Genomic DNA, 14,827 nt, shown 5'->3' with positions numbered 1-14,827 from the left:
AAACCGCTCCTCCGGGTGTTGACAGGGCATGACAGGTCGAAGGAGGTTCGAATGCGTGGACTGGGTATGCTCTTGACGGCGTCGGTCATCCTGACCGGTGCAACTTCGGCCGCTTATGCTCAACAGGGCCAGGGACAGGATTGCCTCGCCGAGGTCGACCGGCTGGCCGGATCGCTGGGGCTGAGCGGAAACGCTCCCGATGCGGGGAATGAGGGGAGTGCTGCCAGCGAGAGCCTCGCCCAGTCCGGCGGCGTCATCCGGCCGCCCGACATCGGCGCCGGGCGCGTGGTCGAGCCGCCGAATCCGAGCGCCGACGGCATGAACACGGCGCCGGCGATCCCGCAGCAGGATGGCGCTCCCGAAGGGGCGGTTCCGGGAGGACAGCCGGAAATGGGCGCGGCGGAGCGGGCACAGTTGGAGACCCTGCTGCTCGGCGCGCGCAATGCCGGCCGCCAGGGCGACATGGCCCAGTGCGCGGAACGTCTTGAAGAGGCGCGGGAACTGGCCCGGGAAAATGGTGCAGGCTCGCCCATGTAGCGTTTACGCTTCGATTGGAAGAGGCCGCAATCATCGAGGAGCAGCAGGATGGGCTGGGTGCGCAGGCAGGTCGTCTTTTCCATCGTCGCCGGCGCGGTCGGCACCGTCGCAGCAACGCTGCCGGTATCGGCATTGCAGTTGAACGACCGGCTCCCGCCGGAAATCGCCACCGGCTTCCGCCAGAAACCGCTGACCGAGGCCGACAGCGAAATGGTCGTCGCGGCCAATGCGGAAGCATCGCGCGCCGGTCTCGCGGTGCTTGAGCGGGGCGGCAACGCGATCGACGCCGCGATCGCGGTTCAACTCGTCCTCGGGCTGACGGAGCCCCAGTCCTCCGGGCTAGGCGGAGGCGCCTTCCTGGTCTACCACGACGCGGCGGCCGACAGGCTGATCACCCTCGACGCGCGGGAGACGGCGCCGGGCGCCGCGACTCCGGCCCAGTTCGAGGAGATGGCGCTGGCCGACGCGATCGAGAGCGGACTCTCGACCGGTGTTCCGGGAACGCCGAAGCTGATCGAGGAGATGCACCGACGATTCGGGTCGTTGCCGCTTGCCGACCTGGCGGCGCGCGCGATCGAACTGGCGCGCGGCGGGTTCGAGATATCGCCGCGCCTTGCCGATTCGATCAAGGCTTCGACCCGCGTCCCCAATGATCCCGTCGCCAGGGCCTATTTCTTCAATCCGGACGGAACGCCCAAGCAGGCCGGCACCCTGCTGCGCAACGAGGATTACGCCCAGTCGGTCGAGGCCCTGGTGCGGCATGGCAATGCCAACGCCTTTTACGAGGGCGCGATCCGGGATGACATCATCTCGACGGTCCGGCGGGAGCCCCGCGCCGGCGACATGGTGGCCCGGGACTTCACCTCGTATCAGGTCAAGGAGCGCGCGCCCGTCTGCGGGACGTACCGTGAGCACAAGGTCTGCGGCATGGGACCCCCCTCGTCGGGCGGCATCGCGGTGGCCCAGATCCTGGCGATGCTGGAGCCCTTCGACATGGCCGCCGCCGGGGCCAATACCGCACGGTCGGTGCAGCTCTATACCCAGGCCAACCGGTTGGCCTTCGCGGACCGCAACAGATACGCCGCCGATGGCGATTTCGTCGACGTGCCCGTACGCGGGCTGCTTGATCCGCAGTATCTCAAGGCGCGCGCCGGACTGATCAACGCCGAACGCGACATGGGGGCGGCAGAACCCGGCGATCCGCCGTTCAGGACGGGCCTGTTCTTCGACGGCGTCCACCGCGACGTCCCGGCCACCAGCCATGTCTCGATCGTGGACCGGTTCGGCAACGCGGTTTCGATGACGACCACGATCGAAAGCGCGTTCGGGTCCGGGCGCATGGTGCGCGGCTTCATGCTCAACAACGAGCTGACGGATTTCTCGTTCGCGGCGGGCACGCCCGAGCAGCCGGTCGCCAACCGGGTGGAGCCGGGCAAGCGCCCGCGCAGTTCGATGGCGCCGACGATCGTGTTCGACCAGGACGGAAAGGTGAGATACGTGCTCGGGTCACCCGGCGGTTCCTCGATCATCTCCTACGTTGCGCAGAGCATCGTGGCGCTGGTCGATTGGGGATTGGACCCGCAGCAGGTGGCGGCGCTGCCGCATTTCCAGAACAACAACGGAAAGGCGCCCGCGACCCTGCTGGAAGCCGGTACGTCGGTCACCGACCTTGCGGCGGAACTGGAGCGGATGGGCCACGGCGTCTCGGTGACTGAACTGACCAGCGGCCTCAGCATCATCGCGGTAGAGGACGGGAAGCTGCTTGGCGGCGCCGACATCCGGCGCGAGAACTGGGCGGTCGGCCGGTGACCCTGCACGGCGTTCATCCGCCGTCCGGGAGTTCTCAGGAAAAGGCCTTGAACGTGATCAGGGTGAAGGTGTCCTTCACTCCCGGCAGGGTCTGCACCTGTTCGGTGACGAACCGGCCGATATCGGTACCATCGTCCAGGTAGCACTTCATCAGCAGGTCGTACTGGCCGGAGGTCGAGTGGACCTCCGATACCTGCTCCACATCCTGCACCGCGCGGTCCGCGACCTCGTAAGCCTGTCCAAGGTCGCATTTGACCATGATGAAGATGGTCTGCATGGCAGGGGTCGCCCCTATGCTTCCGGAGTGGCGATCGGCCGGGCACGGCGCAGCAGGAAGGCCGGAACATGATCGCCGAAACCGATCACGACCTCATCGTCGTCATCGTCATCGCGGCGCCGACGACGGTCGTCGCGGTCACGCCGCGGCGGGTCGGACCGCATTCCCTCGGCCCGCTGCTCGCGGTCGGGTCGGGCCTCCCGTTCCGGCCGCGGCTCGGGACGCGGACGGGTTTCCGACTTCGGCGGACGGGCTGCCTTGGTCTCTTCTTCTTTCCGCGGCTCTTCTTTCCGGACCTCGTCCTTGCGGGCGGGGCGCCGGCGTCGGCGGTCGGAGATCTCATCGAACTCGGCCAGTTCGATGCCGTCGATCGAGATCAGCGGGATTTCCCGCTTGATCAGCTTGGAGATCGCGGCGACCTGCTTGCCCTCTTCCGGATTGGCGATCGTGAAGGCGCGGCCCTGGCGGCCCGCCCGGCCGGTGCGGCCGATCCGGTGGACATAATCCTCCGCGTGGAGCGGCGTATCGAAGTTGAAGACGTGGCTGAGACCGGCGATGTCGATGCCGCGCGCCGCCACGTCGCTGCACACCAGCAGCGTGATCTCGCCCTTCTTGAAGGCTTCCAACGTTTCCGTCCGCTTGCTCTGCGGCATGTCGCCGTGAAGCGCCCCGGCGTTGAAGCCGTGCTTCTCCAGGCTCTTGTGCAGTATCGCCACGTCCCGCTTGCGGTTGCAGAAGATCAGCGCGTTCTTGACGTCCTCGGTGTTGAGCAGGTGGCGGAGCGCACGCCGCTTGTCCTCGGACTGGACGATCGTCAGGGCGTGGGTGACCGTCTCCGCCATGGAGGCGGGCGGGGACACCGACACTTCGCGCGGGTTCATCAGGAAGTTGTCGGCCAGCCGCTTGATTTCCGGCGGCATGGTCGCCGAGAAGAACAGGGTCTGCCGCATCTTCGGGAGCAGCGCCACGATCCGCTCGATATCGGGGATGAACCCCATGTCGAGCATCCGGTCGGCTTCGTCGATCACGAAGATCTTGATGTCGCTCAGCAGGATGTTGCCGCGCTCGAACAGGTCGATCATGCGGCCGGGCGTGGCGATCAGGACGTCGACGCCGCGGTCCAGCTTCTTGATCTGGTCGCCGAACGATTCGCCGCCGATCAGCAGCGCCATGTTCAGCTTGTGGTGCTTGCCGTACGTCTCGAAGTTCTCGGCGACCTGCGCCGCGAGTTCGCGGGTCGGCTCCAGGATCAGCGAGCGCGGCATGCGCGCCCTGGCCCGGCCGTTGGCCAGGATCTCGATCATGGGAAGGGTGAAACTTGCCGTTTTGCCGGTGCCCGTCTGGGCACACCCCAGCACGTCCCGTCCCTGAAGGACCCAGGGAATCGCCTGTTCCTGGATCGGAGTCGGTTGGGTATAGCCCGCATCCTCGACGGCGCGCAGGACTTCGGGCCCGAGCCCAATTTCCGAAAAATTCATTAAGCCAGTGTCGGTTGGAGAAAGCAGCGTAAGCCTATCGGCTTGCAGCACAGATTGGAGCGGCAGTATGGAAAGTCAAACCATTGTGTCAACATTCCGTATTGTCGCACCGATTTTTCTCAGCGGTGCGCGGCACGGTGCGATAGGCTTGGCTTCGCAATGCCTCGGACGATAGTGTCACCCGGGGGTTTCCGCAAGAAGGATCTGCGCCATGCTGCTCGACTCGGAACGATCGATCCTGCTCGTCGTCGATGTCCAGGAGCGCCTTGCCACCGCGATCCACGAGGTCGAGGCGGTCGTCGGGTCCATCCGAAAGCTGCTCCGCGCCGCGGCGGAACTGGGCGTCCCGGTTCTGGCGACGGAGCAGTATTCCAAGGGGCTGGGCCATACCATAGCGCCGGTCGCCGAACTGATGCCGGCGGGCGCCGTGATCGAGAAGATCAGTTTCGGCGCGGCGCGGGAGCCTAGATTCATGGACCGCGTGCGCCGGCTCGACCGGGGCCAGATCGTCGTCGCGGGGACCGAAACCCATGTCTGCGTGCTCCAGACCACGCTGGGACTGGTCGAGGCGGGTTTCGACTGCTTCCTGGTCGCCGACGCGGTCGGGTCCAGGGTACCGCTCAACCGCGACCTCGCCATGGAGCGGATGCGCGGCCGGGGCGTCCAGATCGTGACGTCCGAGATGGTCATGTTCGAATGGCTGGGGCGCGCCGACACGCCTGCTTTCAAGAAGGTTCTTCCGCTGATCCGATGACCGGACTTCCCCTGATCCTGCTTCCCGGACTGCTGTGTGACGACGCGCTGTGGGCGCACCAGTCGCGCTATCTCGACGAGGTCGCCGATGTCCGCGTCGCCGACCTGACCGGCCATGACAGCATCGCGGCCCTGGCCGCTGCGGTGCTGGAGTCGGCGCCGCCGCGGTTCGCCGTCGCGGGTCTGTCCATGGGCGGGTATGTGGCGCTGGAGATCGCGCGCCGGGCGCCCGAACGCGTCGCCAAGCTGGCATTGCTGGACACCAATGCGCGGGCCGATACCGACGAGCAGCGCCGTCGGCGGCGCGGCCTCATGGCCCTGGCGAACCAGGGCGAATTCCGCGGCGTGACGCCCCGTCTGCTGCCGATGCTGATCCACCCCTCCCGGACGGGGGAAGAGGCACTGACCGGCACTGTCATGGGCATGGCGGAGCGGGTCGGCAAGGATGCTTTCCTGCGCCAGCAGACCGCGATCATGGGCCGCCCCGACAGCCGCGGCGACCTGCCCGGCATCACCAGTCCGACCCTGGTGCTGTGCGGCCGGGAGGACGCGCTGAGCACTCTGGAGATGCATGTCGAGATGGCCGGCCTGATCCCCCGTGCCCGCCTCGCCGTGATCGAGGAGTGCGGCCACCTGGCCACCCTGGAGCGCCCCTTCGCCGCGACGGCGCTGATGCGGGACTGGCTTGTCTACTCCTGAAGCCCGCTCCTGAAGCCGGCGTCGGACCGGAGCGCGGGTCAGCAACCGGCGAGTCGGCAGTCGTCGCCGCCACGGTTGGGGTCCCGGACCGGGAACAGCGAGAAGGTGGCGTCCGAGATCAGGCTGCGGAACGCCGGGTCCTGCGGGGAGGACAAGGCAGGCGCCCAGCCGTTGGTCGACGTCAGGGTGCCGCCCCGGCAGAAGGCCGCCTGCAGGCGGATCGGCTGGCCGGGCCGTGTGTCCGTCGCGATCGGGCGACCGCCGCAGATCTGCGGATTCGGCACGTTCTCCGCTGGGTTGAACACCAGCACCACCTTGTACCGCGGGTCGGCGCTGTCGCCGGGAGTGGTGGTGAAATGGGTCGCCGGGCCGAAATGCTGGTTCTGCATCAGGTCCGTCACCGACGTGCCGAAGGCGGACTGGTCCATGCCGAACGGATTGCCGACGACTTCGGTCGCCAGGTCGCGCCCGCCGGCCGCCGCGCTGAACTCCAGCGGGGAATAGGCCGTGCTCGGGGTGTCGGAGACCACCCGGCTGCCGCCGCACCCGGCCAGCAGGAGCAATGCCGCCATAACCCCGCACGAGGACAATCCGGAACGCGCCATATCGGAACCCCTGGTCGGACAACTTCCCCCTCTGATATGAACACTTTCCGCCGGTCCGCCAATCCGGACATGGCCAGCGCATTGGTGGAATGCCGCCCGTATGCCAGTCCGCTCGCTGCTTCCGTCGCTTGCCCTCATCCTGCTGCTCGCCGGCTGCGGACCCGATCCGGGCGAGGTCGAGACCTGCCGCCGGGCGATCGGGGCCTTCGAGCCCGACATGGACCGGGTCTTCGTCGGACCGCCGAAGTCGGACCCCTCCGATCCCGATGGCGTAGTCGTCGGGTACAGGACGGCCGCCGGGGAAGCACGCTGGATCGCCTGCCGGTTCTCTTCGCGACGGGTGGAGAACGCTCCGCTGGAACTGGCCCGCGTCGCCACCAGCCATGACGGTGAGGTGACCGGCCTGCGCCTGTTCTTCCTGAAGCGCTGGCTCGCCCTGGAAAGGGGCGCGCCCGCCGTCGCACCGCCCGCCGTCGCACCGCCCGCCGCTGCGCCGCCCATGGTAGAGCCGCGGGCGCCGGCCTTGCTCTACCCCCTTCAGCAGGCGGTCAACGGCGCCGTGCTCGGCTGCATCTACGCCCTGCTGGCGGTCGGGTTCTCGCTGGTCTACGGCATCATCGGGCGGATCAACTTCGCGTTCGGCGAGCTGATGATGCTCGGTGCCTATCAGACCGTCATCGCCGCAGTCGTCTTCATGGGGCTGGGCGGCGCCGGCTGGGGCATCCTGCCGCTGGTGCTGCTGGCGGCGGTAGCGCTCACGGCGGGGCAGGGCTGGTCGATCGAGCGGCTGGTGTTCCGGCCCCTGCGGCGGACCCCGACCCAAATTCCGCTGATCGCCGCCATCGGGACGTCCATCGCGCTCCAGGAGGCGGTGCGCCTGCTCCAGGGCAGCCGCGACCGCTGGCTGGCCCCGGTGCTGACGGGCCGGCTTACCCTGGCCGGTGCCGACGGCTTCTCCGTCACGATTTCGGTGGGGCAGGTGCTGGTCATGGCGCTGACCGTCGCGTGCTCCGGCGGCCTCTGGTGGATGCTCCGGCGCACGAGGTTCGGGCGCGACAACCGGGCCTGCAGCGACGACATGGCGATGGCCGAGCTGCTGGGGGTCGACACGGACCGGACGGTCGGGGCCACCTTCGCCCTGGGGGCTGCCTGCGCCGGTTCCGCGGGCTTCATCGTGGCATTGCAGTACGGCGGGGTGAATGCGTACATGGGGACGCTGCTGGGATTCAAGGCGTTGGCCGCGGCGATCGTCGGCGGCATCGGGTCCGTTCCGGGCGCCTTCCTGGGCGGACTGCTGATCGCTGCGCTGGAAACCGGATGGGCAGCCTGGTTTCCCATGGCCTACAAGGACATCGCCGTCTTCGCCGCCCTCATCGCCGTGCTGGTGGTGCGCCCGACCGGCTTGCTCGGCGTCGAGCGGACCCGGGGCGACTGAGCCCTTGCCGCGGCGCATGTCGGCTGCGTCAGCATGGCACTTGACCGGCCTCGGGAGAGCCCCGTATGTTCCGCTCCATGCAAGTGGCAGCCCTCATAGCGATCATCGCGCGAATTAGCGGCCCGGTCCTCTTCTGAGGGCCGGGGGTACTCGACCGCTGACTCGACCTGACGATATTGCTTGAAGGACAGCCCTCGATGGCTATGCCCACCTTGTCGGCACCCAGTGCCGAAACCCGCCTTTACGATGCCGACACGACCGCCTGCTTCTCGGTACAGGCATCGGCCGATCCCGGCGTGATGCCGCGCGTGCTCGAGCTTTTCGCCAAGCGCGGACTGGTGCCGACCTCCTGGCACAGCCGGGTCGGCGGCGTCCGGGACGACGAGCTGATCATCGACCTGCAGATGCACGGCATGGTCCGGAGCGAGGCGGAATATGTCGCTGCCTGCCTCCGCCAGATCCCCGACGTGGATACGGTGCTGACATCCGAGCGGTTCCGCGCCGCCGCGGAATAGGCGCAGCACCGGATAAAACAACGTGACGAACTCCGTGGGCGGGGGTTTAATCCGCCCATGACGAGTTACCTGAATCACATCCGCGCCTGCAACACCCATGACCTCACGGGTTTCCGTCCCTTCCGGGTGGCGGGGGATCGGGTGGGGTGGGTCCGCCATGCCCTGGCCGACCATCTCGCCCGCTTCGGCGACGTTTTCGACATCGGGCGGGACGTGGTTTCGTTGCGCGAGACGCTCGATACGTTCGACGCGCGGTCAGAAGCCATGGCCCGCGTTCTCGACGCCCTGGTCGCCGACGGCACGATCCAGCGCCTCCGCCGCGAAGCCTATCCCGTGGTGACGGCCTGGGGGGCGGAGCCGCTGCTCAAGATCGACCGGTCGGCGGTCGCCTTCTTCGGCATCCGCTCGTTCGGGCTCCACATCAACGGATTCGTCCGGCGGCCCGATGGACTTCATCTCTGGATCGGCAAGCGCGCGACCGATCGCCGGATCGCTCCGGGCAAGCTGGACAACCTGGTCGCCGGGGGCAGCCCTATGGGTTGTCGCTGGACGAGAACCTGGTGAAGGAGGCGGCGGAGGAGGCCGGCCTGTCGGCGGACGCCGCCCGGCGCGCCGTTCCCGTGGGCGCGGTATCCTACCTGATGGAGAACGAGGCCGGGTTGAAGCCCGACACCCTGTTCCTCTACGATCTCGAAGTGGCCGAGGATTTCAAGCCCCGGAACACCGATGGAGAGGTGGAGGAGTTCATGCTCTGGCCGCTCGACCAGGTGGCCGCGCGGATCCGCGATAGCGACGACTTCAAGTTCAACGTCAACTTGGTGATCATCGATTTCCTGGTGCGCCACGGCTATCTGAAGCCCGAGCAGCCCGACTACCTGGATTTGGTGATGGGTTTGCGCCGTCCGCTCTAGTGGTCCTGCACAGTGTTTTTGATGACGTTCGGCGGAGCGGAGTGCCGTAGGTCGGCCTTCGCCCGTCAGGGCGAACGCCGACACCCTGCGTCAACGCTCCGGCCACGCTGTCGGCGTCGGCCTTCGGCCGAGGCCGACCTACGATAAATCAATCAAAATCACTGTGCCGAGCCACTAGGACAAGTTCCCGCTTTACGGGAAGCCCGCCATCGCCCTGACGTCCGCCGGCGTCCTGCCTGCGGCGCGGAGCGCGCGGAGCGACACCGCCTTGTCGCGCTTGGCGAGCCGTTCGCCGCGCTCGCCGGTCAACAGCCCGTGGTGGTGATACTCCGGCGTGGCGTATCCCAGCAGGGCCTGGAGCAGGCGGTGTAGGTGGGTCGCGAAGAACAGGTCCTCTCCGCGGGTCACCAGCGTCACGCCTTGCAGATTGTCGTCCACGGTGACGCTGAGATGATAGCTGGTCGGCACGTCCTTCCGGGCCAGCACGGCATCGCCCAGCATTTCGGGCGTGGCCCGGACCGTTCCGGCGGCGCGGTCATGCCAGGTGAGCCGGCCCGCCAGTTCCAAGGCATGGACGACGTCGATCCTGACCGCGAACGGCATGCCGCGGGCGAGGCGGTTCCCCCGTTCTTCCGCCGTCAGGGTGCGGCAGGTGCCGGGGTAGATCGGACCGTCCGGTCCATGGGGGGCGTGGCCGGCGCGCGCGATCTCCTCCTCGATCTCGCGGCGCGTGCAGAAGCAGGGGTAGGTCACCCCGATCCGGTCCAGGCGCTCCAGCGCCGCGCGATAGTCGTCCAGATGCTCCGACTGGCGCCGGACCGGCCCGGGCCAGTCCAGGCCGAGCCAATCCAGGTCCTCGATCAGGTCGCGCTCGAACTCCGGCCGGCAGCGGGCCGGATCGATATCCTCGATCCGCAGCAGGAAGCGGCCGCCATGATCGACGGCCGCGTGCCAGCCGAACAGGGCGGAATGGGCGTGGCCCAGGTGGAGATGCCCGGTCGGGCTGGGGGCGAAGCGCGTGATGATGCTCATGGCTCCATCATCTGGCACTGTGCCGCACGCCTTGCCAAGTACTTCCCGGAAGGGGCCCTTCCGGGAAGGAGCCCGGCGGTTCAAATCTCCCGTTGGTAACCCGTAGGGAGATTGACAGGACGAATGGGGTTGTTCAAAACAGCACGCATGAGCGACCTTGCCAAAATCTCGGGACCCAGCGTCCCGCCCGCATCCGGCGGCCCCGCCCGCCAGCTTGTCATCCTGCTGCACGGAGTCGGCGCCGACGGCGACGACCTGATCTCGCTGGCGGATTATTGGAGTGCCCTGCTTCCGGATGCCGAGTTCATCTCCCCCAACGCGCCGGACCAGTGCGACATGTCGCCCTACGGTTATCAGTGGTTCAGCCTGCTGGACCGTTCGATGTCCGCCATGACGGCGGGGGTCAAGCGGGTCGCTCCGGTGATCGATGCCTTCATCGACCAGGCCCTGGCGGAACGCAGCCTTACGGCGGACAAGCTGGCGCTCGTCGGGTTCTCGCAGGGCACCATGACATCGCTTTACGTGGCGTTGCGCCGGCCCGACTCGGTTGGCGCCGTCCTGGGCTATTCCGGCGCGCTGCTCGCTCCCGAGCTGCTGGCGGGGGAGATAAAGTCCCGTCCGCCCGTCCTGCTGGTCCATGGCGATGCCGATCAGGTGGTCCCGCCGCAGGCCCTGCCGGCCGCGCAGGCGGTCCTTCAAGCCGCCGGCGTGCCCGTGGAGGTCGAGGTCCGGCCCGGTCTCGGGCACGGAATCGACCAGGAAGGCCTGACCCGCGGCGGCTTCTTCCTGAAACGGGCGCTTCTGGGATGACCTGCACGCCGTAGAACCACACCCATTCACCCGCGTGGATGGGATGTTGGGGACGGCATACCGTTACAGCATCATGAAGTTGGGAATGTCCGGCGGTCCAGCTTGTTGAGTTTGGGTCGAGGATGCTCTATGAGAGAAGCGCATCCAAGTCAGGCGCTTGGGCCTGACAGGCAAGGGAACCAGAGGAGGGCGTGGGCTTGGCACCACCACCCGATCACTGTCCGGCGCTGGTATTGAATGCGGATTTCCGTCCGCTGAGCTACTTCCCCTTGTCCCTGTGGTCCTGGCAGGAAGCGGTGAAAGCCGTCTTCCTCGACCGCGTGAACATCATTTCCGAATATGACCGGGTCGTCCGGTCCCCCAACTTCGAGATCAAGCTGCCAAGCGTCATCTCGTTGAAGGAATACATCCCGGCGGCCCGCCGTCCCGCTTTCACCCGGTTCAACGTCTTCCTGCGCGACCGGTTCTCGTGCCAGTACTGCAACGACCCGTTCCCGACCCAGGAACTGACGTTCGACCATGTGATTCCGCGCTCGAAAGGCGGGCGAACGACGTGGGAGAACGTCGTCACGTCCTGCTCGGCGTGCAACCTGAGGAAAGGGAACAGGCTGCCCAACCAGTGCGGCATGGTCCCGTTAATGCCGCCCTTCCAACCGACGGCCCATCAGCTTCAGGAAAACGGACGATCATTCCCGCCAAACTTCTTGCACGAAAGTTGGCGGGATTTTCTTTACTGGGATACCGAACTCGACCCGTTCTGACCGGCGTCCATACGGACGTCCTGGCGGACCGCCGGCCAGGATCGACCGGCGCCATCCTCAGAAGCGCTGTGCCGCCCAGATCGCGGCGCGCGACCCCGCCTTGATCAGGCCGGTCAGCACCTGATAGGCCGGAGCCTGCTCGGCCTCGTGGGCCAGCCCGATGTCCCGGTGCTCCAACTCCTCGGCGCGGAACTTCTCGATGAAGCCCTTCAGTTCCGGCTCGGTGTCGCCGAGCTGCTCGGCCTGCTGGGCGTAGTGCTCGTCGATGACCTCCTCGACCGCGACAGTGCAGGCCATGGCGGCGCGCTGGCCCATCAGCGCCGTGGCGGCGCCCAGGGCGAAGCCGGCGACGTGCCACAGCGGATGCAGCACCGTGGGCCGGACCCGGCGCTCGACGATCAGCCGGCTGAAGGTGTCCAGGTGTTCCTGTTCCTGCTCCTGCATGTGGCGGATGGTCTTGGCGGCGGGAGAGTTCCGCAGCACGGCGAGTTGCCCCTCGTAGATCCGCTTGGCGCCGTACTCGCCGGCATGGTTCACCCGGATCATGCGGGCAAGCTGCTCGCGGGTCTCGGGGTCTCCCGGCAGGTAACGGGGACGGGCCGGCTTCGGCGCCTCGGCCTCGGGACCTGGGCTGGGAGACGCTTCGATCAGCAGGTGTTCTTCGGGGCCCGTCAGTTGCGGACGTTCGTTGGTCAGGGTCATGGGTCGCTCCTCTTCCTCTCACCGCGCCGCCGAGGCGGCCCGGCCGGCGGCGACCAATGCCACCGCCGCCAGCACGAGTGAGATCAGGATATTGTATCCAGCCATGGAAATGCCAAACAGCGACCAGGCGACCTTGTCACACCGGACGACGGGAGTCGCCATGATCTGCGCCCGGAGCGCCTCGACCGAATCGGCGGTTCCCGTGACGCCGCATCCCGGCGTTCCGGTCCACCAGTGCTGTTCGACGCCGACATGGAAAACCGCGATGCCGCCGCCGATCAGCAGGGCCATGCCGCACAGGGCGAGCATCGCCGCCCGGATCCGCGGCGCCCGCGCCATCAGCAGCGCCACTGCCGCCAGGGCGATCACGGCGGCGTAGGGCCAGCGCTGCCAGATGCACAGCACGCAGGGCTGCAGTCCGACCACGTACTGGAAGAAGAAAGCGGCCAGCAGCGATCCGATGCTGGCTCCCAGCAGGAAGAGCGCGGGCAGGCGGGGAGCGGACAGGGCGTCTGACGTGTTCATGGTCTCCGAAGGGAAATGCGGGCCGAAGTGATCAGACCATGTACCGCACGGCCACGAAACCGCCCAGCAGCAGCAGGAAGAACGCCGTGGCGAGGATGCCCAGGTTCTTCTCGATGAAGGTGCGGATCGGCGGACCGAAATACCATAGCAAGCCGGCCACCAGGAAGAACCGCGCGCCGCGCGACACGGCCGACGCGATCATGAAGACGGCGAAGTCCAGATGGGTGACCCCGCTGGCGATCGTGATGACCTTGTAGGGGAATGGCGTGAAGCCGGCGCCGGCGACGATCCAGAAACCCCACTCGTTGTAGAGCGCCGCGAACTGGTCCATCTTGTCGGTGTAGCCGTACAGGTTCATCACCTGCTGGCCGATCGCGTCCCACAGGAAATAACCGATCATGTAGCCGAAGGCTCCGCCCACGACGGAGGCGATCGTGCAGACGGCGGCGATCGCCCAGGCCCGGTCGCGGCGCGCCAGCACCATCGGCATCAGCAGGGCGTCCGGCGGCACCGGAAAGACCGAGCTTTCGATGAAGGAGATGAACCCCATCGCCCACATGGCATGGCGATGACCCGCAAGGCGCATCGTCCAGTCGTACAGCGGTCTGATCACGGAAAAGCCACCCCATAGCAGTTTGCCGGCCCGCATGGCGGCGTCCGGTATCCGCGGAGCTGTCTAACAGTCCGCTGCAGTGCACGCAATCGGCACGATAGCCGCCGCCGTGACGCTTCGAGCTTTCTGTTTTTCATCTCTCGGCTCCGGCTCGGCGCCGCACCGCCGGCACCGTCAGCGCCGCCGCCGCCAGCACGCCGGCCGCACTTCCCAGCGCGATGCCGTCGAAGCTGCCCTGCCGGTCCAGCAGCCAGCCGAACAGCCCCGGCGACAGGGCCGTCGCCAGCACGGTGACCGACACCGACAGCGAGCGGATCGCTCCCAGGTGGCGGGTTCCGTACAGCTCCGCCCAGACGGCCGCGACGATGATCGCGCTGATCCCGGCGGTGATTCCGGCCAGTGCCATGAAGCCTGCGGCGGCCAGCGGGTCGGCGGTGGAGGAAAGTACGAGCAGGGCGGCCGCCAGCGGCAGCAGGTAGAAGGGCATCAGGCGCACGGCGCCCAGCCGGTCGATCAGGGGCCCGACGGTCAGCGAGGTTACGATGGTGGTCCCGGCATAGAGCGCGAAGCTGGCGGCGAAGAGGGACAGCGGCCACCCCTTCGACTCGACCAGGGCGATCTGGTGGAAGAACACGCCGGTGTTGATGAAGCCGGGGGCGAGCAAGGCCGGCAGCACCATATAGAAGCGCGGGTCCCGCAGAACCTCCCCCCGCGTCCAGTCCCGGACCGCCAACGGACGGGCCGACGGCGAGGTTCCGGCCGGGAGGGCCGCGCCGGGGGCGGCGGGTTCCGCGCGGGGCAGCCAGAGCAGCACCGGCAGCACCACGGCCAGCAGCACGACGGCGCAGACCGCCCAGGCGCTGCGCCAGCCCAGAAGCGCCAGGGCGGTCACCATCACCGTGGGCAGCAGGGCCTCGCCGGTCGGGTGGCCCAGCGCCGCAAGGCTCAGGGCCGTGCCCCGGCCGGTGTCGAATCGGCGTGCCATGGTGGTGAAGGCGGTATGCGGCATCAGCCCCTGTCCGGCCAGGCGCAGGCCGAACAACGCCAGCACCAGCAGGACCGCGTGGCCGGCGGTCGCCATCCCGATGCAGGCGGCGGCGAGCGCCAGGCAGACGGCGGTCACGTAGCGCCGCAGGTCGGTGGTGTCGATCCGGCGGCCCGCCCAGATCAGCGCGGTGGCGCTGCCCAGGGTGGCGATCGAGTAGAGCAGGCCGAACTCGGCGTTGGTCAGGCCGAATTCCTCGCGGATGTGGCCGCCGGACAGCGAAATGAAGAAGGTCTGGCCGAAGCTGGAGAACAGGGTCAGCAGGAAGCCGAAGGCGAGCATCCGCCCATGGGCGGCGATGAAGGCGATATAGCTCAAGG

18 protein-coding genes are annotated in these 14,827 nt (G+C 67.6%); 10 read left to right on the top strand and 8 right to left on the bottom strand.

What is annotated here, in order from left to right:
- Positions 1-51: 51 nt before the first annotated feature.
- Positions 52-537, top strand: coding sequence for a hypothetical protein (locus DPR14_RS16685; protein WP_158046162.1), 486 nt, complete (start codon positions 52-54; stop codon positions 535-537).
- 48 nt (positions 538-585) lie between these two features.
- A complete protein-coding gene (gene ggt, locus DPR14_RS16680; protein WP_158046161.1) occupies positions 586-2,346 on the top strand; it encodes a gamma-glutamyltransferase in 1,761 nt (586 codons plus the stop codon).
- Positions 2,347-2,380: 34 nt separating this feature from the next.
- Here the strand turns inward: ggt and DPR14_RS16675 are convergent, their stop codons facing one another.
- Together DPR14_RS16675 and DPR14_RS16670 are read right to left on the bottom strand one after the other, a co-directional pair.
- Entirely contained in the window at positions 2,381-2,623 is a 243-nt protein-coding gene (locus DPR14_RS16675; protein WP_158046160.1) for an Lrp/AsnC ligand binding domain-containing protein, read from the bottom strand.
- Positions 2,624-2,637: 14 nt separating this feature from the next.
- Entirely contained in the window at positions 2,638-4,101 is a 1,464-nt protein-coding gene (locus DPR14_RS16670) for a DEAD/DEAH box helicase (RefSeq protein WP_158046159.1), read from the bottom strand.
- A gap of 211 nt (positions 4,102-4,312) precedes the next feature.
- Between DPR14_RS16670 and DPR14_RS16665 the strand changes: the two genes are divergently transcribed.
- On the top strand, positions 4,313-4,855 hold the full coding sequence (locus DPR14_RS16665; RefSeq protein ID WP_158046158.1) for a hydrolase: 543 nt from the start codon (positions 4,313-4,315) through the stop codon (positions 4,853-4,855).
- Positions 4,852-5,553, top strand: coding sequence for an alpha/beta fold hydrolase (locus DPR14_RS16660; RefSeq protein ID WP_158046157.1), 702 nt, complete (start codon positions 4,852-4,854; stop codon positions 5,551-5,553). Before DPR14_RS16665 ends, DPR14_RS16660 begins: the two co-directional genes overlap by 4 nt.
- 38 nt (positions 5,554-5,591) lie before the next feature.
- Here DPR14_RS16660 and DPR14_RS16655 read toward each other — a convergent pair whose 3' ends face one another.
- A complete protein-coding gene (locus DPR14_RS16655; RefSeq protein WP_158046156.1) occupies positions 5,592-6,125 on the bottom strand; it encodes a hypothetical protein in 534 nt (177 codons plus the stop codon).
- Positions 6,126-6,258: 133 nt separating this feature from the next.
- On the opposite strand from DPR14_RS16655, the gene DPR14_RS16650 reads away from it, so the two are divergent.
- From DPR14_RS16650 to DPR14_RS28915, 4 genes are all read left to right on the top strand, one after another.
- A complete protein-coding gene (locus tag DPR14_RS16650) occupies positions 6,259-7,593 on the top strand; it encodes a branched-chain amino acid ABC transporter permease (protein ID WP_192498987.1) in 1,335 nt (444 codons plus the stop codon).
- Positions 7,594-7,790: 197 nt separating this feature from the next.
- Positions 7,791-8,108 (top strand): hypothetical protein, encoded by a 318-nt coding sequence (locus tag DPR14_RS16645; RefSeq protein ID WP_246148239.1) that lies wholly within the window; start codon positions 7,791-7,793, stop codon positions 8,106-8,108.
- Between the two features lie 57 nt (positions 8,109-8,165).
- Positions 8,166-8,672 carry a DUF4743 domain-containing protein gene (locus DPR14_RS28920; RefSeq protein ID WP_343038659.1) on the top strand — a complete coding sequence of 169 codons (507 nt, stop codon included), beginning with the start codon at positions 8,166-8,168 and terminating at the stop codon, positions 8,670-8,672.
- Positions 8,648-9,019, top strand: coding sequence for an NUDIX hydrolase (locus DPR14_RS28915; RefSeq protein ID WP_343038658.1), 372 nt, complete (start codon positions 8,648-8,650; stop codon positions 9,017-9,019). The genes DPR14_RS28920 and DPR14_RS28915 overlap by 25 nt, the downstream gene beginning before the upstream one ends.
- 192 nt (positions 9,020-9,211) lie before the next feature.
- Here the strand turns inward: DPR14_RS28915 and gluQRS are convergent, their stop codons facing one another.
- Positions 9,212-10,051, bottom strand: coding sequence for a tRNA glutamyl-Q(34) synthetase GluQRS (gene gluQRS / locus DPR14_RS16635; protein WP_158046155.1), 840 nt, complete (start codon positions 10,049-10,051; stop codon positions 9,212-9,214).
- Between the two features lie 147 nt (positions 10,052-10,198).
- Here gluQRS and DPR14_RS16630 point away from each other — a divergent pair, with 147 nt between their 5' ends.
- Together DPR14_RS16630 and DPR14_RS16625 are read left to right on the top strand one after the other, a co-directional pair.
- Positions 10,199-10,861, top strand: coding sequence for an alpha/beta hydrolase (locus DPR14_RS16630; protein ID WP_158046154.1), 663 nt, complete (start codon positions 10,199-10,201; stop codon positions 10,859-10,861).
- A gap of 197 nt (positions 10,862-11,058) precedes the next feature.
- Positions 11,059-11,622, top strand: a complete 564-nt coding sequence (locus DPR14_RS16625; RefSeq protein ID WP_158046153.1) for an HNH endonuclease — start codon at positions 11,059-11,061, stop codon at positions 11,620-11,622.
- A 57-nt stretch (positions 11,623-11,679) separates the two neighbouring features.
- On the opposite strand, the gene DPR14_RS16620 is transcribed toward DPR14_RS16625, so the two are convergent.
- The 4 genes from DPR14_RS16620 to DPR14_RS16605 form a co-directional block, all read right to left on the bottom strand.
- Positions 11,680-12,324 (bottom strand): demethoxyubiquinone hydroxylase family protein, encoded by a 645-nt coding sequence (locus DPR14_RS16620; RefSeq protein ID WP_158046152.1) that lies wholly within the window; start codon positions 12,322-12,324, stop codon positions 11,680-11,682.
- An 18-nt stretch (positions 12,325-12,342) separates the two neighbouring features.
- Positions 12,343-12,849 (bottom strand): disulfide bond formation protein B, encoded by a 507-nt coding sequence (locus DPR14_RS16615; RefSeq protein WP_158046151.1) that lies wholly within the window; start codon positions 12,847-12,849, stop codon positions 12,343-12,345.
- A 31-nt stretch (positions 12,850-12,880) separates the two neighbouring features.
- A complete protein-coding gene (locus DPR14_RS16610) occupies positions 12,881-13,462 on the bottom strand; it encodes a YqaA family protein (protein ID WP_158046150.1) in 582 nt (193 codons plus the stop codon).
- Between the two features lie 133 nt (positions 13,463-13,595).
- Positions 13,596-14,825 carry an MFS transporter gene (locus DPR14_RS16605; protein ID WP_158046149.1) on the bottom strand — a complete coding sequence of 410 codons (1,230 nt, stop codon included), beginning with the start codon at positions 14,823-14,825 and terminating at the stop codon, positions 13,596-13,598.
- Positions 14,826-14,827: the final 2 nt, after the last annotated feature.

Origin of the sequence: Skermanella pratensis, from assembly GCF_008843145.1 — a bacterium.
Lineage (GTDB): Bacteria > Pseudomonadota > Alphaproteobacteria > Azospirillales > Azospirillaceae > Skermanella > Skermanella pratensis.
The sequence above is the reverse complement of the archived record's forward strand: the minus strand, read 5'-3'. Positions and strand labels throughout refer to the sequence as shown.

Bases quoted from the DNA above. Each gene is read 5' to 3' on its own strand.
- DPR14_RS16685 (WP_158046162.1), top strand. From the start codon at position 52: ATGCGTGGACTGGGTATGCTCTTGACGGCGTCGGTCATCCTGACCGGT.
- ggt (WP_158046161.1), top strand. From the start codon at position 586: ATGGGCTGGGTGCGCAGGCAGGTCGTCTTTTCCATCGTCGCCGGCGCG.
- DPR14_RS16675 (WP_158046160.1), bottom strand. From the start codon at position 2,623: ATGCAGACCATCTTCATCATGGTCAAATGCGACCTTGGACAGGCTTAC.
- DPR14_RS16670 (WP_158046159.1), bottom strand. From the start codon at position 4,101: ATGAATTTTTCGGAAATTGGGCTCGGGCCCGAAGTCCTGCGCGCCGTC.
- DPR14_RS16665 (WP_158046158.1), top strand. From the start codon at position 4,313: ATGCTGCTCGACTCGGAACGATCGATCCTGCTCGTCGTCGATGTCCAG.
- DPR14_RS16660 (WP_158046157.1), top strand. From the start codon at position 4,852: ATGACCGGACTTCCCCTGATCCTGCTTCCCGGACTGCTGTGTGACGAC.
- DPR14_RS16655 (WP_158046156.1), bottom strand. From the start codon at position 6,125: ATGGCGGCATTGCTCCTGCTGGCCGGGTGCGGCGGCAGCCGGGTGGTC.
- DPR14_RS16650 (WP_192498987.1), top strand. From the start codon at position 6,259: ATGCCAGTCCGCTCGCTGCTTCCGTCGCTTGCCCTCATCCTGCTGCTC.
- DPR14_RS16645 (WP_246148239.1), top strand. From the start codon at position 7,791: ATGGCTATGCCCACCTTGTCGGCACCCAGTGCCGAAACCCGCCTTTAC.
- DPR14_RS28920 (WP_343038659.1), top strand. From the start codon at position 8,166: ATGACGAGTTACCTGAATCACATCCGCGCCTGCAACACCCATGACCTC.
- gluQRS (WP_158046155.1), bottom strand. From the start codon at position 10,051: ATGAGCATCATCACGCGCTTCGCCCCCAGCCCGACCGGGCATCTCCAC.
- DPR14_RS16630 (WP_158046154.1), top strand. From the start codon at position 10,199: ATGAGCGACCTTGCCAAAATCTCGGGACCCAGCGTCCCGCCCGCATCC.
- DPR14_RS16620 (WP_158046152.1), bottom strand. From the start codon at position 12,324: ATGACCCTGACCAACGAACGTCCGCAACTGACGGGCCCCGAAGAACAC.
- DPR14_RS16615 (WP_158046151.1), bottom strand. From the start codon at position 12,849: ATGAACACGTCAGACGCCCTGTCCGCTCCCCGCCTGCCCGCGCTCTTC.